This window comes from Mesorhizobium sp. WSM4833, assembly GCF_055811095.1.
In genome coordinates this window covers 1-20,558 of sequence record NZ_JBVVQG010000001.1, presented here as the reverse complement: position 1 = coordinate 20,558, position 20,558 = coordinate 1, and the positions used below count along the sequence as shown (strand labels likewise).

Sequence of the window (20,558 nt, the reverse complement as noted above, 5' to 3'; positions counted from 1 at the left end):
ACCTCGTGCACCACTATGTCGCCATCGAAGCTGGAACGGCCAGATTCTGAGCCGACTGATCGAGACCGTCATCCGTGACCGCTGCGACCTTTTGGAAGGTCTTTACTTCGGCCTCATTTATACGTGCTGCCCGCGCTCTCGCCTGGAGATCAACCAGGCGCGCCACGAGCGCTTGCGACGTCTCGACTTCAGGGTTCATCATTTTCATTTGTCCGATTGAGTGGCGATCTGACGAGCGCAACCCGCCGGCATCCCTGCCGGCGGGCCTGGCCGGTTCGAAGTTTCAGTCGTAGACTTTCACAATCTTGCGTGTGCTCGGGTCCACCAAAACCGTTCGGTTGTCGACCACCGTATAGCGGTATTTGACGTTGGGAACCTCGTGGAGTTCGACCGTGTCTGGCAGAGCCGTGCCGATATTCAACTCCACCCCCGGAAGCTTCACAGAAGCCAAGGGTTGCTTCTTCACGTATTCGCGGACGACGGTGTCCTGTTCCGGTGTGATAACCACATCCTGTGCCGCAACCGCGCCGACGCTGGCCAATAGCAAGAGCGCCGCAGCGGCGCTGCTTAGGTGCATCCTCATTTGTTTTTCTCCTCTTGTAACCTGGCGGCAGCACGATCGGCTGGGCGCCAGCCACCCGAACACGTCGCCAGGCCAAACGTTCCTCATACGGGCCTCTGTCTGAATCCGCGCAGGACCAAAGTCTGGTTGGAAAACGCAATGGTCTTACCCGTTGGGAGTAGGCGGAACGGCTTAGGCCTAAAGGTTTTTGTCTCTCCAATTCGGAGAGAAACAGTGGAAAAAAGTGTCGGCCAGGCGCGATGGTTGCTCGCACCGATTTTCGCAACAGCCATCACCTTCTTGGTGATGGGGGTCGTTCTTGGCTGACATGGCGTGGATCGGCGCAGCTACGTCCCTTCCTGCGCTGATAGGACCCGTGAGCTGCTTCGACGGCGGGCGGGTCCTGTATTTCACCGTGCGCCCATGCATGCTCATTCGGCAGGCGTGGGCGCATTTCTAGCACATGTACCTTGGGAGGTTTATTATGGATCGGCGATCCTTCTTGACTGCAATGTTTGGCGTTGCCGGGGCAGCGGCCCTTGCAAGCGCTGTCCGCCCAACTGACGCAATGGCGGGTGTTCCAGGGGCCGGACACGGCATCCTCGATGAACTTGAGACGCCACAAACAGAGACCTTTGAAGAAGACGCACAGGCAGAAGTGCAGCAAGTCTACCATCGGGACTGGCACTACCGTCCCCACCGCCGCCGGCGGGGCTGGAGACGGGTTTGCCGCAGTTATTGGCGGCATGGTCGCCGTCGCGTCCGGTGCTACCGCCGACGTGGTCCTTCGGTCGTCCTTCGATTTTAACTGATCTTCCGCCTCGGCCCGTTCCGGCTCACGCGCCGAGAACGGGCCGGTTTAGATTCTTTTCGGTGAACGATCACAATGACATTGGTCCAGAGATCGAATGAGAGTGGCAGCGCGAACCAACCGGGAAATGGCAACGATGATCGTGCGCCCGGGTTTGTGGCCTCCGTCGCTTTGCCGGACAAAGAAAACATTGCCGACCTTGTCAGGCGAACAGAGCGCATGGCCATCTTGGTGGTTCTTGGACTGAGCGGCTGGTTGATGCTCGTCCCCGCTATTTATCTTGTGCTGACGCACGGGATATGAAGCTTGCGGGACATCCGTGCGCGCCCAGGGTTGGATTGCAATCGCATCGGATCGCGGCTTCCGCAGCCGTTTCGTGTCACCGGCAATGTGGGCGGGACGGGCTGTATTGCTGGCGCGAGGCGCAGGTGCTTGGATCACCGCGGCCTACGTCCGGCATGCTTGGAGCGCTATAATCCAACTAGCCGAACGTAATCGGCTTCTGGCTTGCCGTAGGTGCCGTTTGCGCAGGCCGCAAGTCCGCTGCGGTCCCTGATGTGCACTTCGCCACGTCGAGAATAGATGAAACCACGTCCTTCCAGAACTTGCAGCCCAACGGTAACGCCTGGGCGTCTTGCTCCAAGCATGACGGCGAGAAACTCATGGGTGATCGCAAGGCGCTCGCCGTGGACCCGATCGTCACACATTAGAAGCCAGCGCGCCAACCGCTCTTCAAGGTTTGATTTTGCGTTGATCAGGGCCGTATAGCTGGTCTGGATGTGGAAGTAGTGGACATAGCGCAACAGGAAAAGGCGCAACGTTGGGCTGTTCGCAAGAGCCTCCTTGAAGGGCTCGGTTCCCATCCTGAAAGCGCTGCCGGGCGACTGAACGTAGCATTGATGCGCTGCATAGTCAGCGCCCATCACGAGCGCGGCACCGGTCATTCCCTCAAAGCCGACAAGGCCCACCTCGGCTTCCTTACCTGAAGCCGTCGCGACCACAGAAGCGATGCCGTCCTCCAGGAAGTACACCGTCTCGATCTCCGAATCGGCTTTCTCTAAGGTCATTTTCGGCTCGAGGTCACACAGTTCAAGGTGTGGCTGCAAAAGCCCCAGGTCACCAGGGTTAAGTCGACGCAACAATTGGTTTTTATAGGAATCATTCTCTGGATTGGTCATAGCTCAATCCCGCTTGGGGCAAGAGCTTTCCAATCTCCTTGCCGTCCGCGCCCGTAAACACGTGCAGACGATTTCGAGAAGATACGCCCTCTGGCGCGCGATTGACAGTGAAATGCGACCTGATGCACGGCGTCCCCTCGGCCGCCGAATTACAAAACAGGGGTGTACAAAGTTAAAGGGTTGGAACCGTACAGAACTCTGCTTCGTACGAATCCGACAATTTGCGATCACAGCCAACGAGCCGGCATGATGTACATGATTATCGATGTCGAGCTAGAGCGACGAGAAGGCCACTGGTAGGGACCGACTGGCAAGGCGACGGCTGTGCCCCATAACGGGTCAAAAAGTTGGCATCTAAATTGCTTTGACAGGCATGGGGTGGGCGAGAGCCCGTCGCTTCGCAAATGGAGCGGCGGGTCTACCCTACCAGTGACTGTCGAATGGCCACGGCAGCAGAATGTACCGCCTTTCAGCAGAAACTAACGGAACATCCGTACTCGCCCAAAGTTGGATTGCAGGAAGCATCGCATGCGGGCTTCCGCAGCCCGTTTCGTGTCACCGGCAATGTGGGCGGGGCGGGCTGTTTTGCGTTGGTACGCAATTTATACCGCTGACTACTTGTGGGTAATCCAGTCCAACAAGCCAACGTTAACCTGCTCGCACCCGACATATTCGCGGACCAGGCTTTCAGCCAGGTGGCGCCATTCACACTCGGGAACGCCTGTTTCCCTGACCAGGTTTCGAAACGCCGAGCGGAGAATGTCGGCATCGAAGGCCGAGACGGCAACAGGACCTGGCTCCGGATCTCCCTCCCGGGCCATGTCATCGCGATGACGTTGGCGAAGGCGCTTGAGCAGTTCGCGCGAGGCCTCGATTGCGCGTCGGGAGTGGTCCATATCACGGCGAAATGAGGCAGTTCCGGCCAGGGAATGGTGCCGCAACCGAAAGCTGGTTTCTATAACCGCGCGTGCGACTTCTATATGCGTTTCTGCCATCGCGGCCTCCCTTCCTGCGAAAGGATTTATTTACTCTCTTGTCACGCGTGACCCAAGAAGGATTCAACGTACGGTTTGGTACGAAGGGATGGCGCGCAGATGGGCATGGTCCCGAACGAACGAAGGGCCTGAACGGCAAACTATTTGCGATCCAGGCCCCTAGCCGTCGGGTTCGCGGCGACATTGCGCCCGCGGAATGCCATTCACAAGCTGGACCTTGGTCTTGCCATTCCCGCGGGGGGCGTCAAAGTCGGAGACGCGCTGAACAGTTAGAACTTCATCGCGATGCCGACGCGGAAATCGTGCGTCTGAAGCGTGTGTTCCAGCGTGCATCCGCCGCCACAATATTCAAGCGACTTCTTGCCGAAGAAGGAGAAGTCGTATTCGCCGCGCAAGAACACGTTGTGTGTGAGCGCGACGTCGATGCCTGCTCCAACAACACCACCGACCAAGGTGGCATCCCGCTCAGCGTTTCCACCTGGGTAGAATGTCTTCAGCTTTGCAGCGGTTACACCAGCCGTGACGAACGGCATGTAGGCTCCCATGTCCATGCCAACGCGACCCTTTACGGATCCGAACAAACCTGTGGAGGCGTCAAGGACGCCTGGGCCTGGAATATCGTCGAAGGTGTTCTTCTTGAAGCGGTAGCCAAGCTCGCCTTCGACGCCATAGACAATCTTGCCGGATTGGAGGTTATAGCCTGCAAAGCCGCCGACCGTTGCCGAGCCGACATTATGCGTTGCGCCAGCCTGGGCGCCCGGTCCATAGATCTTGTAGTGTTCCAACGTTCCGGCACCGAACACGCCGGCGTATGGCCCTTGCCAGGTCCATTCAGGGGTATCGACAGGAGCGATCGTCATATCGGCAGCCATGGCCGGAGCCGCGGAAAGCGCAACGAATGAAGCGAGCAAAAAAGCTTTCATGAAATCCCCATCAAAATCGCCAATCGCCTTATATCGATGAGCCTGCAACTTTGTATATAGCTAGGAAGTCACACCCGTAGGCTAAGTTGCTGCGCCTGAATTCGGCGAAATAGGTATCGGGATGGCCGGTGCAAGCAGGCATCCCTCGAAGAGCTCAATACTTCCGCGTCAGGCTTCGATGCGGGCATTATCGAGAAATTCAAGTGCGGAGCGTGGAAGGGTGCCGTTCTGATCTTCAATGAAGCCGCTGCCGCACGGATCAGGCTTGCAGCTGTGTTCGTGAAGAATGCCGATGGGTATACCGGACGGCTCAATCCGCAGCAATCAGGAAGGATGCCGTCGACGCCATAGTTAGGCGGCGGCGCGCAGGGCGGTGACTCGCCCAATGTCCGGGTCCCTTCTCAGCCATCTATCGGTAAAGTCCCGGGTATTTGGCCTTCTCAGCCTGGCAATTTCCCGCTCTCTGGACCGCCATGGCGTAAGCTCTTTCATAGGTGCGAATGGCCTTCCGGAACTTAGGAGGATTAGGCGTCAGGTGTTTTTCTATCCCCTCGTACAAAAGCACAGGGACAGCAATGATAGCTTTTCCATCTTCTGTAGGCCTCAGCCGGCACCTTTGCATAACGCCGTTGAGGTTACCTGCCATTTTAGCGGCCAAATTTAACTTGGCATCGGGCATCCCGACCAGGAAGTGGATATTGTCCTGTCCTGCCGAAGCCGCCGAAGACGCGAAGCAAATTGCGGCGGCGAGTGCGACCAAAATGCGGATCAAAGTGACGTCCCCCCAATATTCCCAAATCTGAGCCAGGCTGAATATTTGGCAACCTAGCACCAAGCACACTATCCACAAATATGACACCTTCAAAACGCTCTCGCTCGATGCGCCAATGGGAGGGACTGACCTTAGGCGAATCGATTTGCTGGTGGCGCCGGAACCTTACGAGCCGGAGGAGGACGAAGAGGATGATCCGGATACGGTGATGCTCTGGGGCGGATACTCGCGTTGGCAAATGAAAAATTCCAGGTGGATAAGCGGTGGATCGAACCCGAACCTTGTTTTCTAAGCTTTTGAAAATGTTATGGTTTTTGCATTGTGCTGGTGCCCCCGGACGGCGCTAAAGGCCAAACCCACTTGAGGCGTTCCGCCCGAATTTACCTTAAGAAATCAAGGGGATAGAAGGGTATCTTCCCCCCGAAGTGGTTAAGCTCGGTGTACCTCTTTGTGCCCGAATGGTGTACCTTCTGTCAACATTCGTAGCCGAGTTTTTCGCTATCGATGACAGTTTGTCCTGTCCATTTGTCGTGCACCGTCAGAGGCGCACCCATATATGATGGCGAAGTAGTTGGGGGCACAATCATGAGCATACTTCGCGAGATACAGGCTGCGGTGATGAGTGATGGCGCGGAACTCAGCACGATCCTGCTAAAGACGAGGTTCCTGGCATCGCGCCTCGGCAGCGAACCACTTGAAGACTGGGTGAAGTACGAGACGGAAGGGTATCCCCGCGAGGTCGATGTGCCACAGTACCGGATCGTCGAAGTAAGCTACAAAGGAACGTGGTCGGGACCTTTTGGGCGGAGCATCCAGAACGCGCCGATACCACCTTTGGTAATTCAACAATACGCTGGCGTAGCATGGACTCAATACCAGGTGCGCGAGAGTATCGCAGGTGTGGAGGAGATGGCTGGGAAACAGCCCGGAACGCTTGGGATCAACGCCTCGAATCTCATACTCCTGCTTCAAGGCAAAGTGTACGACGACGATTGGATCTGCAATGCGGTCGTCGGGCAACTCTCGGCGGTCGCCATGAAGGAGATCAAGCAAGTGGTGCGCAGCCGCATCTTGGAACTCACAATCGAACTCGAGAAGCGAGTGCCAGAGGCGGTCAAGCTTACCCTGACAAAAGCTATACCGCAGAAGCCAGAGCGTAAGGCGGCGGTGACGCAAGTCTTCAATCAGACCGTGTATGGGAATTTTACCCACGTGATGGCATCGGAAGGTGCCCAAGTAACTCTGTCCATCACGGCAGGTGATGTTGGTTCGATGGCGAGCGCGCTGGTGAAGGCGGGGCTGCCTCAGGCTGCCGCGAAGGAATTTTCCGAAATCGTTGCGGCCGAACCGCCGGAGAGTGCCGAGAAGCCTCTCGGAAAGAAGGCACTGGCATGGGTCAAGAAGAACGTACCCAAGGCAGCAAGCGGCGCATGGAAGATCGGCTCATCTATCTTGACAGATGTGGCCACAGAGGCCGCGCTGAAGTACTACGGCCTGAAGGCATAGGCCACTTAGAGGTCAGTAGGAGGGTAGTAGATGGCGATATGGCCATATTTCTGCTCTGCCGACGGACCAACCTTGGACGTTATGCTCTCATCCCGCGTTGCCAGAAGTTTGAGATGACGGGACGATTGCCTGAAGCGGAGTTGCATCCGCTGTGAAACCGGCCATCGGTTAGACCCTAACCCCGACGCACCTCTTGGGGCGATGCATCGGGGCAGGGACGATGGTCAGCGGCTCAGAGCCCGTGCGCCTTTCGCGCCGCTGCTATGGCCATAGCGTGATCGTGGAAGACGTGCCATTCGCCCTTAGCCGCAGCTTTGCGCAGCGCCGGGTAGTCGGCGTCGTCGACATGCTCAAAATACGTCTCCAGCGTCAGCCCATGCTGCTGAAGCACATTGCGCTCCAGATGCTGAGAGAACGCAGTGACGACCACAGCCGCCTCAACCTCCTCGATCCCGAACGCTTCCCCGGTCGGGATTTCTCCGGTTTCCACGAAGGCGTCGACAATGAACTGCTGCTGCGGCTCGCTGTGGGTGTCGCGGAACCTGTCCAGACTTTGGTCTGCCGAGCGGACAAACTCCTTGAACTGGGCTTCGGTCAGTTCCTCCTTGTCTACGTCCTGTGGGTCTTCATCCACGGTCGGAACCTCCAGCCCCTCGTCGGGGGCCAGAGGCTTCTCGACGTCCGCCGTGGTTACCTGAAAGACTTCGGTGCCGCGTAGCCACGAGCCTCAAGGCCATCGACCACGGCCTTGTTGAACTCGGCCTGCGTGATCTGCCCGACCTCGGCCATGTCCTTGGCCTGGCGGTAAGAGACCTCGATGCCGCCGAGAACCCTAACCGTGGTCTTCTCGACCTCTGCCATAGGCGGGATCACCCCAACGTCCTGAGACCGGATCGCTCCTTGGGTCTTCACACCCATGCGCTGGGCCTGAAGCTGCTGGTTCATGCGGGACATCGAGAGTTCGACAGCGCGGTCAATCTCTTCCTGTTTGGCTCGCTCTGTCGCTTCGGCAGCCACGGCGTCTTGCTTGGCCCTGTCAGCTTCGGCCTGTGCAGCCTGAGCCCGCATCATGGCCTGAGCCAGCGGCGTGTTGTCGGTCTGGTACTTGTTCGGGTTGTCGATGTAGTCGGTCATTTCATTTCGTTCCTTCAATGTGGGTGTGTTGGCCTCGGAGCGGCATTGCGCCAAGACCTGTTGCTGTTGATGCAGTTGTGATGGTCAGCGTCGACCCTAACCCCCAACCGGGCTGGGGGTAGGTCAGCGTCGAGGCGTGAACCCGTAGGTCATCGTCTCTCGGCCTTCAGGACGCGCGTCGGGCGCGGCTGGCGTGGACGGTGCGGAGAGACCGCGGCTACCTCCGGCGGGCTCTCTGCGGGGCGCTGTGGGCGTCATGAAGACCTCAGTCATGCCTCGGGCAACCGCTGCCGGCTCTAGCTCTGGATACCCGTAAACCATGTAGCAGCGGTCGGCGACGACAAGGACATTGGAGATGCCGGTCAGCCGCTCCAGTTCGCTCGACGTCCCTGCTTGGCCCTTACCGAGCGCTTCGACGATGACTAGGGCCGTCTCCCGGCTGGGGTAGTCTTCGGGTGGCAGGGGGCCGCGTAGACCACTCATGCCCGATCGCCCTTCGAGGTCATCCGACCCATACGGTAGAGGTACGCAATCGGTGATGCCTCGGGGTCCGCGATCTCATCCACTATGAGCGGGTCGAGGGTGCCCATTGCAACCAGCCGGTCCATGGTCTGGTGATACTCCTTCACATCGTTTCGGTTCATCTCGCGCCACTGATCCTTGCGCGGCTGAACCACGATCCCCTCCGTTGTTGCTCGTCTCAAGCTCCTTCGCTCCTGTGCTGCTTTAAGTGACTCCGTTCGGCGCATCTTTGCGCGCTGTGGAAGGGCATGGTCGGATATCGCCCGCTGGCCCGGTAAATGGTCGAGCGTCAGCCGTTCGCGGCTGCCTCGCTTTCCTCGGTCATGGTCAAGTTTGTGCCGCTTGCCTCGCCTGTCCGCTTCCTGTCGGACCTTGGCCCCCAGCATCTCGCCCGCGACCATCTGGCTCCAGTCGGCCTGGGTGTAGCTTTCGCTCTCGGTCGAGGTCATGACCAAGAACAATACTTCCCGGTCGGTTAGTGCCTTTGGGTCACAATGCGCCTGCATGATCTGGAAGGCAGTCGGACGATAGACACAAACGCCCGTCTCGCTCACCATTCCGCGCCATGGCTGGCCGGTTTGGTGTTCGATGGTCGAGGTCCCATCCGGGTGCTGATCAAGATAGGGGGCGAGATACGCGTTGACGGCTACTGAGGTGACGAAGCGGTCATGGGGGTCAAAGTCTGGCCGTCGCATGGTGGCCAGAGCCTTTTCATCGGTGGTCATTTTTCGACGATGTAACTCCTTGTGTAATGTAGGTATCCAGTCGGATGACGATCATGGTGAGGTAGTCAGTGAACGCCCGAAGGCGAACCAATTTGGGGACTTAGGGGAACCCTCGGGTTGAAGACCAATGAGAGAGACCAAGGAGGGAAATCCCCACTCCAGGCTCAACTCGAGTCCAGCCTCAGGTGTCAATCAAGTCGGGACTGAGGGTGTCATCCCTGATTCGGGAGAGCCTTCGCTTTCCAAGCCTTCCATGCCCTTATTTGGTCTGCTCGGGTGTTCACATGCAGGGAAACCATTCGGGACGATGCTCCGGTGATCCTGCAGATGTCGACCTGGAGGAGGTCAGGGAAGTGGTCGGACAGGAAGCAGACTTCCATCTGTGGTGTCATCTCTGACCGACGAGCCTTGAACCTATCTAGGCATTCCTTGGCAGTCGTGACAATTGGATTTGATGCGATCTCTGACGCCATGGTCTTGACCGCACCGTCCCACCTTAGGTCGGCCCAAGATTGCCCCTCGGGTGACAGGACGTCGAAGGGATAGCTCCCCGCCTTCCTCGGATAGATACGCTTGCCTAGCCCGGCTCGGATCGCTTCGTCAGTGAGGCGTCTTCGGGTGACCCTAGCGTTGCCCGTACTGGATACCTCAAGCTGTTCTTGGAGTAGACCGAGGTGAGATAGGATTGCTCGGACTTGCCGAGATCCGACACCCTTGTAAGTGCCGTATTCAGTCACGGAGACCCAATTGCCCAAAGAGACGGTCTTGAGATCGCCGGTGGTTCGGTCGAGTACTTCGGTTGTGTATTCCATTGCTCCTTTGTTGGCGTGGTCGATTTGGGCGATTGTCCACCCTCAAATGCATAGATGAGCAGACACGCGTCTGAACATTCGCACCTCACCAAGACCGACCACCCCGGAGACACCTTCAAGCGCCCCCCGGAAGGAGCAACGAGGGTGCCTGTCGGGTCTGCACAGGGTGGTCGATCTGGGAGAAGAGCGTTGCGTAGGTGCTAGTGGAGGCCTTAATCGCCTTCGTCGTGCGGGTGCAAAGACCCTGCTCGGTGCTAGTGGGCACCCTATCCGTTTCGTAGTGCTAGTGGGGGCCTTTATCGCCCTTCCTAGTGGTGTGGGTTGTCCCTTCGTAGAGCTAGTGGTGTACCTATTCAGCGCCTCGTAGTGCTAGTGGAGGGGCTTGTCCCGAGACGGAGCTGTTGGGTAGTGCTAGTGGGTGGGTTTATGCCCCCGTCAGCACCTTCTGGACCGCTGAAGGTGAACAGCCGGCCTCCTTGGCAATCTGCCTCACAGAGCGTCCCTCAGCCTTCAGGGCCTTGATCAGGTGATGGTCGAGCGTAACGGGCCTGCCGGTCTTCCACGGCTCGCCTTGGGCCTCTGCCTTGGCCTTCGCCTTGGCAATGCCTTCCATCTGCCGCTCCTTCCGCAGAGCCGTCTCAAACTCTGCGATACTGGCGAGGATGCCGAACACCAGCTTTCCGGTGCGTGTGGTCGTGTCCAGCGATGCGTCATCCAGCACCTTGAAGCCGACGCCCTTCTTGTCGAGGTCCCTGACGATCTGGTGGAGGTGCGCCGCTGATCTCGCCAGACGGTCCACCTTGGTCACCACGAACAGGTCACCTTCACGGGCAAACTCAAGCGCCTTCTCCAACTCGGGTCGCGTCTCGTCCAAGCCAGACCGCTTCTCGCTGAAGACCTTCTCAGCGTCGGCAGCCGTCAGCTTCTCAAGCTGGGTGTCGAGGTCTTGGCCGGTGGTGCTAACGCGGGCGTAGCCGATGATCATCCTGTGCACTATCCTCTAAGATCGTTGGTGAACGATACTTAGTGGACGATTAGTGTACATGTCAAGCGAGGTGTTCACGAACGTATAGGTTTGTGAACGGTGCGCTTCCAAATCGCGGCGGTATCCAAAGCGCGGAGCTAAAGGCTGAGTGACCTAGGGAGACCAATGATTAGGTCGGTTGCGTTTGAGGCAAGAGGCGAAATCGGCTATCTTTGCGGAAAGCAGGAACGCGAGATGGAAGACAACAAACTTGGCAATGGCGGAAGCGCCGTTGAGATCGTCATGATCGTCGTCCTCCTCTTGGTAGCCATCGGCCTAGTCATAATCGTCGCGACTGGAATGCCTTGAACATCCCGGGGCTTGGTGCGACCTGGTCGCGCGGTGTGTGGTGGATCGAGAGGGGTACGGGGGGTCGGCGCGCGGGCTAGTTATCCAATCACTCGCGCAGATTTTTCTACCAAATATTTCGATCCCCTAATGTGATTTGAATTTTCGGCAGGTTCTCCCAATAGTGCCACTGAGAGGGACTGGGAGGTCACGCGGATGGAACGCTTGTTGAAGTCCGACGACGTCATACAACAAGCCATAGACCAGGCCATTCAGGGCGAAATCGTCTCTCTTAAGAAGGCCGTCGCTTTTATCCGAACGAAGCGGCCTGACCTAAAGGACGAGCTGGACGAATTGGGCAACGACAACCCACTATGTGAAAAGGTGGTCCAAATAGCTGCAAGAACTGGAAAGGGCGTTCTCTTCGACCTGCACGATTAGCCCTCCGGGTTCATGGCCACTTTGGGGCTTTGGTCCGAGTTGACATTTACCTTGCCCGCTCAAATTATCCGGCCAAAATGGGGGCAGGGGATCACATGCCGATAACACGTCTCGCGAACGGCACCTTCGAACCTGAGGAACTGTCCCTGCTCCAAGGGTTGTTCGATATGCTCTGTGAGGTGCGCGGGATTAACCGCGAAAGCCCCGAAGCTACGACGGCTGCCGAACGCCTGATTGCACGTTACCAAGCCGGCCTTCGCGGCGATGATCTTTTTCAGTCGGTGGCGGCGGAGTAGCTGCTGCTCTAAATCTCTTCAGGCAATCCTTCGGGGGAACCATTAAGGTCACCAGGGGTTTGGCTCGGTCTAACCGTGCGGGCCAACCATGGACGAGCTTTCTCCCGAGCAACAGCAGGCTACATCGCGTCTCATTCGGACGTGGATTACTTCAGAGACACTGCGCCATCAAATCCGCCAACTGCTGAACCTCCCAGTGGATCGGGATATGTCCGAGCAGCATCGGTCCATGCTTGACGAGTTAGATCGGAAACGCAACGTATGACCTCATGGCACAGCAGAGGTACGACCTAAGGCAAGACCCAATGGAACCATTTATCGGACAATAAGTTAAAGGCGCCAGGACTTGTGGGGACTCCCCTGATGACGAAGCGTGACAAAGCCGGTCACAAGACCGTTGCCGACCATCTGCTGGAGCTGATCCGAAACGAGGACAACCGCCACCAGGTTCAGCAGGCCTTCGGGCTGGAAGTTGACCCTGAGTTACCACCAACTCTAGCCTCATTGCTCGACGCCATTGAAGAGGCTCATCAGGAAACCCTAAATTACCCTGATGAGGCAGTTGAGGTACGACCTGAGGAGAGACCAAGACGGGACCTGGACGGTGTTCGACGTGTTCACCGGGCAGCCGGTTTCGCCTGATGGTTGGCCAGCGATAGGCCTCAATAGGGAATATGCCGACGATCTCGTAGACCTACTGAATGCCGAAGACCTCAAGTGCAGGCTCTCCCACCGCAGGTTCATCTGATGGAACTCCATTGGTTCAGCCCTGTGGTGCCCGTCAGGACCGAGAAGGTCGGCATCACGCTAGGCGTCAGCAACGTCGAGGCAGCCGCTGAGGAACTCATGAAGTGGCCCGAGAAGGGACCGAAGTGGAACAAGGCGGTGCAGCTCTGCATCGACTGCTTCGAGGACCGAGCGTCACCCCAGGATGTCCAGAAGGCCTTCGAGGAGGCTGCTAAGGAGCAGGGGATGCTCAGGTCTTTGTAGAGGCTACTCAAAGGAAAGACCCGCTACCGGAGGGAACAGGCAGCGGGCCCTTTGAGCGGCTACATCCCCTTGAGGAACAATCGACCCGCTCTGCATGGTTAACTCGCATCACACACGATCGTTCCGAGTAAGTTGCTTCTGGCTAGGGTAATCCCCCCTAAGGATCTAGTACGTCGCCCTCTTAGGACGCACGCGCCGGGATTGAGTGGCTTCGCGTATCGTTGGCGCAATGTCGTCTGCCAATTGCTTGAGCTTCGCCGCAATAGGTCGGATTGCCTCTATCAACGAGCCGACAAGCGCCCTGAACTCTATCGCTTCTCCCGCAGTCAACCGCGCAGACGAGTGCACAGCCAAGTTCCGCGCATTTCGTACACGTTGAAATAGGTCAAATACTTCACTCGGAATCTCCTTCTTGTTGTAAAGGACCGTCATCAGAATTGTCGGCGAGATGACATGAGAATTTGCGCCCATAGCGTCGGTCAGGAAAGCCTCCAATTCCTTATAGGAGTTCATGATCGCAGCCTCAGGATAGGTCTTAGCCAACTCCAGGTAGGGATCGCTGATCTCAAGGGCCGGGCGTTCAAGTTGCTGTTCGCTTGGGGGAGTTTGCTCCACTGCCTCCCTGGCTTTCTCCAGCTCATCCGCAAAAGTAGCACTGATGCCGGCAGGACCGCTGACTGCTCTCACTCGCGCGGCGAGCTTTACGAGTTGCTTGCGGAAGACCAACACAACCACGACGAGAGCCACCGGCCAAGCGATTGCCCCGATCAAGTTCACGAGGAGCGTTAGGTAGTCCAACAAGCCATCGCCAGTCTGTGGTGGGGCAGGGTGTGCTTCCATTAGGGTGCCGAAGCGAAGTTCGAACATCTACGATTTCTCTGGGTTAGGTATCCGCTGTACGAGGCAGCCATCATTGCATCGTCGCCTATCAAATCACTACGGACTGAATTTTTTGTACTCAGGTGGTCACGAAGCGATTTGAGGTGATGCATCAAGATCAGTCATGTTACGCAGCGTAGACTTTGGTCCGATTGTGCTGTCATAAAATTGCTGTTGTGCCTAAACGGATAGGGGCCATTATTCTATGTCGGGTACTTCGCCACCCACAAACAGCGTCGTGGGTTCCCCGTATTCGCCAAGCGGTGGGTTAGCCTCACGTGACCACGCAATGACACCAGCATGCTTCGTCGCAAGGCCCTTCGCGGTCCATTTCCTTGAGCGCCTTCATCACATCGCCTTTGTGGACGGCAACGAACTTGTCGGCGACGTCACACAAGTCCGGCCCCATCAGACCGATCCCCAAGTCTCGTGTTTGGTAATTGGCTCCGTGTAGAAGCGGTGCCGAGGCTCAACCGTCTCTTGAAAAAACAGCGCGATTTCGGCGCGGAAACCATCGAAATGTGCCTCAGCGAGCGGAACTAGCTGGTCAACGGACAATCTCCAATCATCCAGAGCTATTTTGGCGGCTTCCCCAGTGGGCTCCAACCGTAGGATTTTCTCCGGACCGATTAGAAGCGTTGCCTGCGCTTGCGCGTTGTCAGTCGTCAAGAACATTGCACCCTTGATAATTTCTAGCCAACTGAAGAACCCGCCCCGCACGGCAAACTTGCTGATCTCATAGGATGCATTGCCTGTGCCGATGGAAAAAATCTCAATTTGGTCTCGCGAGATGTCATACGCCGACAACGTGTCAATGACCGCCGCCATGATAGGGTTATTTGCCCACACGCCGCCGTCGAGGAAGACGTAGTCATCGCCCCCATGGCCAGAGAAGAATGCGGGAGCGGCAGACGTCGCACGCGCTGCCTCCCATGCCGCCATTAGATAGTCCTTTTTGTAGTCGTAGTGATGGTCAGTCTTGAGCACCGCGATTTCGGTCTTCGGCCCAAGGAAGGCAGGTATCACAAGCCGCGCCTCTGAGTCACCGAGCCGGGCGTCTTGAAAAATGCCATACAGTAGTCTCTCAAGGACGCGGTGGTCGTGCAGGACACGGAAAAACTGGCGGGCCAGCTTTAGCTTGGGATGCTGTGACCAGAACTCTGGAAAGACTTGGTTGCCGTTCTCGACGTAGAGGTCCCGGATTTCGGAAGCGGTCTTCTTGAGGCCCAGACCAAGGGCAATGATGCCGCCCGTCGAAGTCCCCGCAATCGTGTCGAAATAGTCCGCGATGGGCTGACCGTTCGTGATGTCGGCCTCTATGCGCGCTAGCAGCGTGGCAGCATAGACGCCGCGAATACCACCGCCATCGAGGGAGAGGATACGGAAGGGCTTATCCGATGGCCAGGGCAGCCGATCCCGGCGCTTCCTTAGCGAGTTGACCCTTCTCTCGGTAAACGGTCGCGGCCCGCGCTTCGGCAATGTTTTCGGGTCCAATTCCGCCTCCTCGCCAAACACCGTCTAGGTGCCATAGCTCGTAGTAAAGTAGCCACTCGGCGGACCACGCTATCGTCGTGTCTGCGATGAGAAGCTTGTTCGACCACTCTTGCCCGTTCGGATCGAATAGACAAAGCCCGGACAGTTCCGGGTGTTCCCTATAGAACAGCAAATGAGGAATTTCTTCGAAGGTCTTGCCATCGCGGGGTGTGAGCGGTGGATCGCGCAAGACGACATAAGGTTTGTCAGACGAGGTGGAGTCCCAAAACGCCTCAATTAGATACTGCCTCTGAAACCCTCGTATTGGTCCCTCCCAACTGACCATCGATCCCTTCGGCTGGGAAAACTGGAACTGCGGCCACCTAGAAGTCATCCGCGCTTGCTGTGAACCGAGGCTGCGGGGACGCTGGTGATAGGCCAGTCCCCGCATTACTCCTCGTCGTCCTCGCAATGGAAATTGTGGCTCGGGACTGCGGCCCTTGCCACTGCCGGAGCTGCGACAACGCTCGCCGGAAGAATTGTGCCGGTACCTCGCTCGAAACTCATCGAGCGGCGACCAGCGCTCTGGTCCATCCGCTTGGTGAACGTCTCGAAGGTCCTTTCCTTAACGCGCTCCCCAAACAGCTCTGCAAGAACCTTGAGCATGTCCTTGATGTCCGAATAGCGCGCCTTCTGCAATTCCTGGAGAAGGAATGCCATGTCCTCTGCGAGTGTTTTGCGGTCAGCTTGCGAGTTCGGCCACCGGTCGTTCAACCTGTCCGGTTGATAACTGGGGTTGCGCTCATCCGGCCCGCTGCTGATCATCAAAGCTGCCTTCATGTCCAACTGGATCTTGGCGGCAAAGCGTTCAAGCTGCGCCGTCAATCCGCGCGGATCGTAGCCACATGTCGCCGAGAGTTTGGTCAAGTAAACTGACGGAGGACGCTTGATATCGCGATCTTCGTACCTGAGGTTGAGGAAGCGCTTCATCAACTTGAGGGAATATACCTGCTGGGCATCAATGCGCTCGGGGACGACCGGCGGTAGGTCTTCCTGCTCGGCTTTGGCCAAAACAGAGAGATCAGGCAGACGGTTGACACCGAAGGCGCGGCGACGAGAGCGGATGTCATTGAGAAATTCCCGAGATGGATAGATGACGTTCTGGCGATACCAATTTGAGAAACCGTAAGGGTTTGATGGTACACGAGAGCCCTCTCCAGCATCGGGGCTATGGAAAATCTCACCTACCCGCTCGGCACGTGGCGTGTTGGCGGGGTCAAGAATTGTGACATCCATGTGCATGAAGGCGAACCGCATCTGAACCGCGCGCGTGCAGCGAACAAACTCGCGTACATCGGGGAACCCCTGCAGGGCGTCAAACAGCTGGTCCAGCACGTCGTCATCGGACCAATGTGCCGGGACGGGCATATCAACCAATGCGTCGACGTCGAACCTGTCGTCATCTGTACCGCTGATAATTGTCGCCCCGATTGACATCGAGCCCTGAGGGTAGATGAGGCTGGTGCTGTTCATCAGATATGGGCGCAGTGGGCTTGTCGGTCGCTCTAGGTGAGGCTTCAACCGCCGATACCGGTTGTCCGCCACTTCACGGTCATGGTCGCTCAGCTCAATAACCGTCACGACGTCCAGAAGAAGGTCGTCGAGGCCTGGCGCAGTGTCTTCGAAGGCCATTAGCCCCCCCCTTTGGACGTGCTAAAAAACGCTCACTCCTAACATATAGGAACGAAACAAGAATACGCAAGATGTAGCAGGAAAAAATCCTCAACGCACAAGATAGTGGGGGGAGCTCAGTTCAATTCAAAGCCACTTAGCGATGTGCGTCCGGGGCCGCGACCGGTCGAGCCCAAGCGCGGAATACGGTCAAAAGTGTCGAATATACCGCTTGGGCTCACGTTTCTCGGGAATGACAGTTGGCCGCCTGCATCTTTGGCCTGCGGAAACTTGATCTGCGTGGCGGGCTTCTTGTCCGCTGTAGCTGCTCCGCCCTCAGACCACGGCGCGTTCAGCCGCGTCTCGGCCTCCTCTTGCCTCAAAGATCACCGGCATGGCCTTCTCATGAATCGGCTTGATGAGGGCGTTTGCACATCATTTTATTGTTCGCAACAGACACTCAGTTTCAATCAGTTCTCTCATCGCCAATTGCCCCGGTCCAGTTGACCCTTGAAATAGTTCTTTAAGTGGCTCTTAGTTGAGGTTGGTGGGTTTGGATGTTGGGTTATGCGTTCGGTTGTGAAGTTTCTCGTTGTCGCGTCAGTTATTGTCGCCACAGCAAGTTCAACTAAGGCTCTGGAATACAAGCCGGTATCGTCGCCGGGCGAGCTTCCGTTTCTCATCGTCTCCGGTGAATTTGGGGTCAACGAACGCCTGGATGAGTTTAGCCGCGCTGTGACAAGCAGTGGGGCTAGGGTGGTCGTATTCGACTCGCCGGGGGGCAGTATCGGAAGTGCAATGCAGCTTGGACGGATGATCCGAGCAGCCGGCCTTGATACGCTTCAAGTCCGACAGTTGCAGTGCGCGTCGGCTTGCTCCTTGGCTTTCATGGGTGGCGTTCGCCGTGTTGCCGATCCGGGCTCTATTGGTGTTCACCGCTCATCCTTCGCCCCAGAGAGCGGAATGTCTACCGACGAAGCTGTGGCGAACGTTCAAGCCGTAACTGCCGAAATCATGTCCTACATGGCCGAGATGGGCGTGGACCCCAAGTTGATGGCCGTAGCATTGAGCTACGACAGGTCTGATATGCGATATCTATCTGCCAGTGAGATGGGTGAACTGCGCGTAACCAACATTTCCACCACACCGTCGTCCACTGACAAGTCGCGTGTGTCGCCAACGCCCAGTCCGGCCCCGGCTGAAGCCAGCGCAGACGAGCGGCAGCTAGAGAGCGCGGCGGTAGCATTTATCAAAGGGCTCATCGAGCACCATGGCGACAACGCAGATTTGGCGATCGCTCAGGTTCAAAATTCGTATGCTGGCATCGTCGATTATTACGGAAAGCCAACGGACCTAAGCTCGATCATCGCCGACAAGAGAAGCTATTTCCAACGATGGCCGGAACGGGGATACAATCTCAACGACGAGAGCGTCATAGTCACCTGTGCCAATGAGCGATGCATGGTGTCGGGCACTTACGACTGGGTCGTCCGCAGCCTGCCAAGGCACAAGCAGGCAAAAGGTGTGGCGCGCTTCAGCTACACGATTGCGATTGGGCAGAACCCCAAAATCATCGCTGAGACCAGCAAAGTTATGCGCTAGCGCAGTACAACGTCCGCAAGGGGAAGCGACGACTATTTAGCCAACCGCAGCGAAGGCCTTCTCCATCGCCTCAGTTGCCACCTTGAGCCGCGCTTCTTCGCCACCATAGTTGTCCCCAGCACCACCGCCTGAGTGGCCCATGATCGAGCGCTTGAGCTTCTCAGGGACCCAAGCGATCACCAGCAAGTCCTCCATTCGGTGCCGCAATGAGTGGGTGGTCACCTTCTTGTCGGTCACTGCGGCTCGAACGTGCTTACCAAGCGCGGCTGAGGCTTTGTCGCCACCGCCTTCATGGCCGTAGCGGGCAAACAGCATCTTGCTTTCGCCTGCCGCCTCGACGGCCTCATGCGCCGCCTGGAGGGCGTCACCAATGAGGGGGACCTTCCGACGAGACACTTCGGTTTTGACGCGGCGCTCGTCATGCCACTCAACGTCGATGTGCGGATATTGTGCCTCCAGCATAACGTCGCTAACCCGAAGTCCGGTGATCTCGGATAGACGGCAGCCGGTGCCTTCTAAGAGCCTCCAAATCTGTTGGAGATCGTTGGCAGCGCGGTCAAGCACCCGCTCCCGCGTCGCCGCCAATTGCTCGGGCGTGAAGGGGAGCCTCTTTCGCTTGTCCGGCTCCCTACTGCTGTCGGCAACGTCAAGTTTCTCAAATTGGTTCTTTGTGCCGGTTAGGTCAAACTCTCGAATGCCATGAGCAACGATGGCGCGCACGACGTTGAGGTATCGGTCCACGGTCGCGGCCGTAGGGATTTCCTTCAACATTGCGTCAGCAACGGTTCTGGCATCGGCACGCTTCATATCCGCCAACACCGGATCGTAGCCGAGAGCCGATATGACATGTCCAACGACGCGGTCGGCTTGCTGCTCGTCTCGCTTCTTCGATTTCTCGGAAGGATTGGTCTTGGTGAAGCGGTCCTTCAGATAGAGCCGCTTGGCGTCCTCTAGGGTGGGTGAGGGACCGACGGGCTTATTTGAGGAGGTCAGTAGCGTGAGCAGTGCCCGGTCCTCAGCAGAGACCCCAACGGGGTGGTCGGTCTGTTCGTCCCTCGGATAACCTTTGACGATCTCCTCAGCGACGACATCGCGAGCAATCCATTCGGCCAGTTCAGCAGGATCATCGGGCTCGCCGCCGCCAGCGCGGTATGGGTTGAAGCCGAGGTCCCGAAGTCGCTTGGTCGCTCGGTCGAACAGTTCGCGCGCTGTGAGCTTCGATGCCGGGGCCTTCACCCCATGCAACTCGTCCCATGCTTTGGCGAAGATTTGCTCTGCCTCGGCGTGGGTGGCGTCATACTGCTTGCGCACCTCGGCGTCGGTTTTGCCTAGGCGAAGGACCATCTCTGTTTTGCCCAGAATGCCTCGAAGTGCCTTGGGCACCTTCCGTCGATAGACCTTCCGATTGCCGCGCGGCTGGACATGTTCCAGTGCCATTTTCATCCTCGGTGTACCCCTCGGTGTACCTTTTGGTGTACCTCGGGGGACGTTGAAACCCTTGAGTTCCTTGATTTCTGGGGAGTGTCGGGTGGAAACTGGTGCCCCCGGACGGAATCGAACCGCCGACCTTCGGTTTACAAAACCGCTGCTCTACCAGCTGAGCTACAAGGGCACGGCGCTCCGGTTAGCATATTTGTTGCGCCAGTAAAGACAAAACTCCGTTTTTCCCGGCATGCCGCATGGGCCGTCGGCGAGGGCATCCTGAAAACCGCCGGATTGCTTCCTACATCTAGGGAAGGGTGCAATCGCTTCGAGCAGGGGTGTCGCATGATCAGATTTGTCATCATTCTCCCGATCATCTTCGTGGCCTGGATGCTGCTGGTGAAGATCATCAGCGACGTGAAGAAGGCCAACGTCGACTGGACCGGCGTCACCACCATCATCGGCTTCATCGCGCTGGCGTTCTGGCTGCGCCATGTCACGGGGATGGGGTGAGGGAATAGGGGAATAGGGG

The 20,558-nt window shown here is 57.4% G+C and carries 21 protein-coding genes and 1 tRNA gene; 7 read left to right on the top strand and 15 right to left on the bottom strand.

Translation table 11 applies throughout. The features are described 5' to 3' along the window. Window positions 1-283 precede the first annotated feature (283 nt). From AC0L2D_RS00110 to AC0L2D_RS00090, 5 genes are all read right to left on the bottom strand, one after another. Window positions 284-583, bottom strand: coding sequence for a DUF1236 domain-containing protein (locus tag AC0L2D_RS00110; RefSeq protein ID WP_473540076.1), 300 nt, complete (start codon window positions 581-583; stop codon window positions 284-286). A gap of 1,260 nt (window positions 584-1,843) precedes the next feature. Next, window positions 1,844-2,551, bottom strand: a complete 708-nt coding sequence (locus AC0L2D_RS00105; protein ID WP_473540075.1) for a Crp/Fnr family transcriptional regulator — start codon at window positions 2,549-2,551, stop codon at window positions 1,844-1,846. A gap of 614 nt (window positions 2,552-3,165) precedes the next feature. Beyond that, on the bottom strand, window positions 3,166-3,546 hold the full coding sequence (locus AC0L2D_RS00100; RefSeq protein WP_013531389.1) for a hypothetical protein: 381 nt from the start codon (window positions 3,544-3,546) through the stop codon (window positions 3,166-3,168). A 269-nt stretch (window positions 3,547-3,815) separates the two neighbouring features. Further along, window positions 3,816-4,469, bottom strand: coding sequence for an outer membrane protein (locus AC0L2D_RS00095; RefSeq protein ID WP_013531390.1), 654 nt, complete (start codon window positions 4,467-4,469; stop codon window positions 3,816-3,818). A gap of 409 nt (window positions 4,470-4,878) precedes the next feature. Continuing rightward, window positions 4,879-5,241, bottom strand: a complete 363-nt coding sequence (locus AC0L2D_RS00090) for a hypothetical protein (protein ID WP_198032151.1) — start codon at window positions 5,239-5,241, stop codon at window positions 4,879-4,881. A gap of 585 nt (window positions 5,242-5,826) precedes the next feature. Here AC0L2D_RS00090 and AC0L2D_RS00085 point away from each other — a divergent pair. Then, on the top strand, window positions 5,827-6,747 hold the full coding sequence (locus AC0L2D_RS00085; RefSeq protein WP_473540074.1) for an AbiTii domain-containing protein: 921 nt from the start codon (window positions 5,827-5,829) through the stop codon (window positions 6,745-6,747). A 232-nt stretch (window positions 6,748-6,979) separates the two neighbouring features. On the opposite strand, the gene AC0L2D_RS00080 is transcribed toward AC0L2D_RS00085, so the two are convergent. From AC0L2D_RS00080 to AC0L2D_RS00065, 4 genes are all read right to left on the bottom strand, one after another. Then, window positions 6,980-7,381 carry a hypothetical protein gene (locus AC0L2D_RS00080; RefSeq protein WP_473540073.1) on the bottom strand — a complete coding sequence of 134 codons (402 nt, stop codon included), beginning with the start codon at window positions 7,379-7,381 and terminating at the stop codon, window positions 6,980-6,982. 56 nt (window positions 7,382-7,437) lie between these two features. After that, a complete protein-coding gene (locus AC0L2D_RS00075; protein ID WP_473540072.1) occupies window positions 7,438-7,881 on the bottom strand; it encodes a hypothetical protein in 444 nt (147 codons plus the stop codon). 479 nt (window positions 7,882-8,360) lie between these two features. After that, window positions 8,361-9,128 (bottom strand): hypothetical protein, encoded by a 768-nt coding sequence (locus tag AC0L2D_RS00070; protein WP_473540071.1) that lies wholly within the window; start codon window positions 9,126-9,128, stop codon window positions 8,361-8,363. Between the two features lie 1,236 nt (window positions 9,129-10,364). Next, on the bottom strand, window positions 10,365-10,925 hold the full coding sequence (locus AC0L2D_RS00065; protein WP_473540070.1) for a recombinase family protein: 561 nt from the start codon (window positions 10,923-10,925) through the stop codon (window positions 10,365-10,367). 543 nt (window positions 10,926-11,468) lie between these two features. Here AC0L2D_RS00065 and AC0L2D_RS00060 point away from each other — a divergent pair. From AC0L2D_RS00060 to AC0L2D_RS00045, 4 genes are all read left to right on the top strand, one after another. Beyond that, on the top strand, window positions 11,469-11,693 hold the full coding sequence (locus AC0L2D_RS00060; RefSeq protein WP_013533288.1) for a hypothetical protein: 225 nt from the start codon (window positions 11,469-11,471) through the stop codon (window positions 11,691-11,693). A gap of 95 nt (window positions 11,694-11,788) precedes the next feature. Then, window positions 11,789-11,989: a hypothetical protein gene (locus AC0L2D_RS00055; protein WP_292656894.1), complete on the top strand. Its 201-nt coding sequence runs from the start codon at window positions 11,789-11,791 to the stop codon at window positions 11,987-11,989. Window positions 11,990-12,352: 363 nt separating this feature from the next. Next, window positions 12,353-12,631, top strand: a complete 279-nt coding sequence (locus AC0L2D_RS00050) for a hypothetical protein (protein ID WP_164748846.1) — start codon at window positions 12,353-12,355, stop codon at window positions 12,629-12,631. A gap of 105 nt (window positions 12,632-12,736) precedes the next feature. Further along, a complete protein-coding gene (locus AC0L2D_RS00045; protein WP_473540069.1) occupies window positions 12,737-12,979 on the top strand; it encodes a DUF982 domain-containing protein in 243 nt (80 codons plus the stop codon). A gap of 165 nt (window positions 12,980-13,144) precedes the next feature. On the opposite strand, the gene AC0L2D_RS00040 is transcribed toward AC0L2D_RS00045, so the two are convergent. The 4 genes from AC0L2D_RS00040 to AC0L2D_RS00025 all read right to left on the bottom strand — a co-directional run bounded on the left by AC0L2D_RS00040 (window position 13,145) and on the right by AC0L2D_RS00025 (window position 17,023). Next, a complete protein-coding gene (locus tag AC0L2D_RS00040) occupies window positions 13,145-13,846 on the bottom strand; it encodes a hypothetical protein (RefSeq protein WP_473540068.1) in 702 nt (233 codons plus the stop codon). A 420-nt stretch (window positions 13,847-14,266) separates the two neighbouring features. After that, the gene (locus AC0L2D_RS00035; protein WP_473540067.1) at window positions 14,267-15,352 is read right to left on the bottom strand and encodes a CBASS cGAMP-activated phospholipase; all 1,086 of its coding nucleotides are present in this window, start codon (window positions 15,350-15,352) and stop codon (window positions 14,267-14,269) included. Then, window positions 15,249-15,677, bottom strand: coding sequence for a type II CBASS E2 protein (locus tag AC0L2D_RS00030; protein ID WP_473540323.1), 429 nt, complete (start codon window positions 15,675-15,677; stop codon window positions 15,249-15,251). The genes AC0L2D_RS00035 and AC0L2D_RS00030 overlap by 104 nt, the downstream gene beginning before the upstream one ends. 104 nt (window positions 15,678-15,781) lie before the next feature. After that, window positions 15,782-17,023 carry a nucleotidyltransferase domain-containing protein gene (locus tag AC0L2D_RS00025; RefSeq protein ID WP_473540066.1) on the bottom strand — a complete coding sequence of 414 codons (1,242 nt, stop codon included), beginning with the start codon at window positions 17,021-17,023 and terminating at the stop codon, window positions 15,782-15,784. A gap of 546 nt (window positions 17,024-17,569) precedes the next feature. Here AC0L2D_RS00025 and AC0L2D_RS00020 point away from each other — a divergent pair. Then, window positions 17,570-18,604, top strand: a complete 1,035-nt coding sequence (locus AC0L2D_RS00020) for a COG3904 family protein (protein ID WP_473540065.1) — start codon at window positions 17,570-17,572, stop codon at window positions 18,602-18,604. 36 nt (window positions 18,605-18,640) lie between these two features. On the opposite strand, the gene AC0L2D_RS00015 is transcribed toward AC0L2D_RS00020, so the two are convergent. Beyond that, window positions 18,641-20,041, bottom strand: a complete 1,401-nt coding sequence (locus AC0L2D_RS00015) for a tyrosine-type recombinase/integrase (protein ID WP_473540064.1) — start codon at window positions 20,039-20,041, stop codon at window positions 18,641-18,643. 99 nt (window positions 20,042-20,140) lie between these two features. Next, window positions 20,141-20,216: transfer RNA gene (locus AC0L2D_RS00010), tRNA-Thr, on the bottom strand. 155 nt (window positions 20,217-20,371) lie between these two features. Between AC0L2D_RS00010 and AC0L2D_RS00005 the strand changes: the two genes are divergently transcribed. Then, complete coding sequence (locus AC0L2D_RS00005; RefSeq protein WP_013531392.1) at window positions 20,372-20,539, top strand: hypothetical protein; 168 nt, start codon at window positions 20,372-20,374, stop codon at window positions 20,537-20,539. Window positions 20,540-20,558 lie beyond the last annotated feature (19 nt).

Coding starts and splice junctions, on each gene's coding strand:
- AC0L2D_RS00095 (WP_013531390.1), bottom strand. CDS start 4,469: ATGAAAGCTTTTTTGCTCGCTTCATTCGTTGCGCTTTCCGCGGCTCCG.
- AC0L2D_RS00070 (WP_473540071.1), bottom strand. CDS start 9,128: ATGACCACCGATGAAAAGGCTCTGGCCACCATGCGACGGCCAGACTTT.
- AC0L2D_RS00065 (WP_473540070.1), bottom strand. CDS start 10,925: ATGATCATCGGCTACGCCCGCGTTAGCACCACCGGCCAAGACCTCGAC.
- AC0L2D_RS00015 (WP_473540064.1), bottom strand. CDS start 20,041: ATGGCACTGGAACATGTCCAGCCGCGCGGCAATCGGAAGGTCTATCGA.
- AC0L2D_RS00055 (WP_292656894.1), top strand. CDS start 11,789: ATGCCGATAACACGTCTCGCGAACGGCACCTTCGAACCTGAGGAACTG.
- AC0L2D_RS00005 (WP_013531392.1), top strand. CDS start 20,372: ATGATCAGATTTGTCATCATTCTCCCGATCATCTTCGTGGCCTGGATG.
- AC0L2D_RS00030 (WP_473540323.1), bottom strand. CDS start 15,677: ATGGTCAGTTGGGAGGGACCAATACGAGGGTTTCAGAGGCAGTATCTA.
- AC0L2D_RS00085 (WP_473540074.1), top strand. CDS start 5,827: ATGAGCATACTTCGCGAGATACAGGCTGCGGTGATGAGTGATGGCGCG.
- AC0L2D_RS00020 (WP_473540065.1), top strand. CDS start 17,570: ATGCGTTCGGTTGTGAAGTTTCTCGTTGTCGCGTCAGTTATTGTCGCC.
- AC0L2D_RS00050 (WP_164748846.1), top strand. CDS start 12,353: ATGACGAAGCGTGACAAAGCCGGTCACAAGACCGTTGCCGACCATCTG.
- AC0L2D_RS00040 (WP_473540068.1), bottom strand. CDS start 13,846: ATGTTCGAACTTCGCTTCGGCACCCTAATGGAAGCACACCCTGCCCCA.
- AC0L2D_RS00105 (WP_473540075.1), bottom strand. CDS start 2,551: ATGACCAATCCAGAGAATGATTCCTATAAAAACCAATTGTTGCGTCGA.
- AC0L2D_RS00110 (WP_473540076.1), bottom strand. CDS start 583: ATGAGGATGCACCTAAGCAGCGCCGCTGCGGCGCTCTTGCTATTGGCC.
- AC0L2D_RS00060 (WP_013533288.1), top strand. CDS start 11,469: ATGGAACGCTTGTTGAAGTCCGACGACGTCATACAACAAGCCATAGAC.
- AC0L2D_RS00025 (WP_473540066.1), bottom strand. CDS start 17,023: ATGGCCTTCGAAGACACTGCGCCAGGCCTCGACGACCTTCTTCTGGAC.
- AC0L2D_RS00100 (WP_013531389.1), bottom strand. CDS start 3,546: ATGGCAGAAACGCATATAGAAGTCGCACGCGCGGTTATAGAAACCAGC.
- AC0L2D_RS00045 (WP_473540069.1), top strand. CDS start 12,737: ATGGAACTCCATTGGTTCAGCCCTGTGGTGCCCGTCAGGACCGAGAAG.
- AC0L2D_RS00075 (WP_473540072.1), bottom strand. CDS start 7,881: ATGACCGACTACATCGACAACCCGAACAAGTACCAGACCGACAACACG.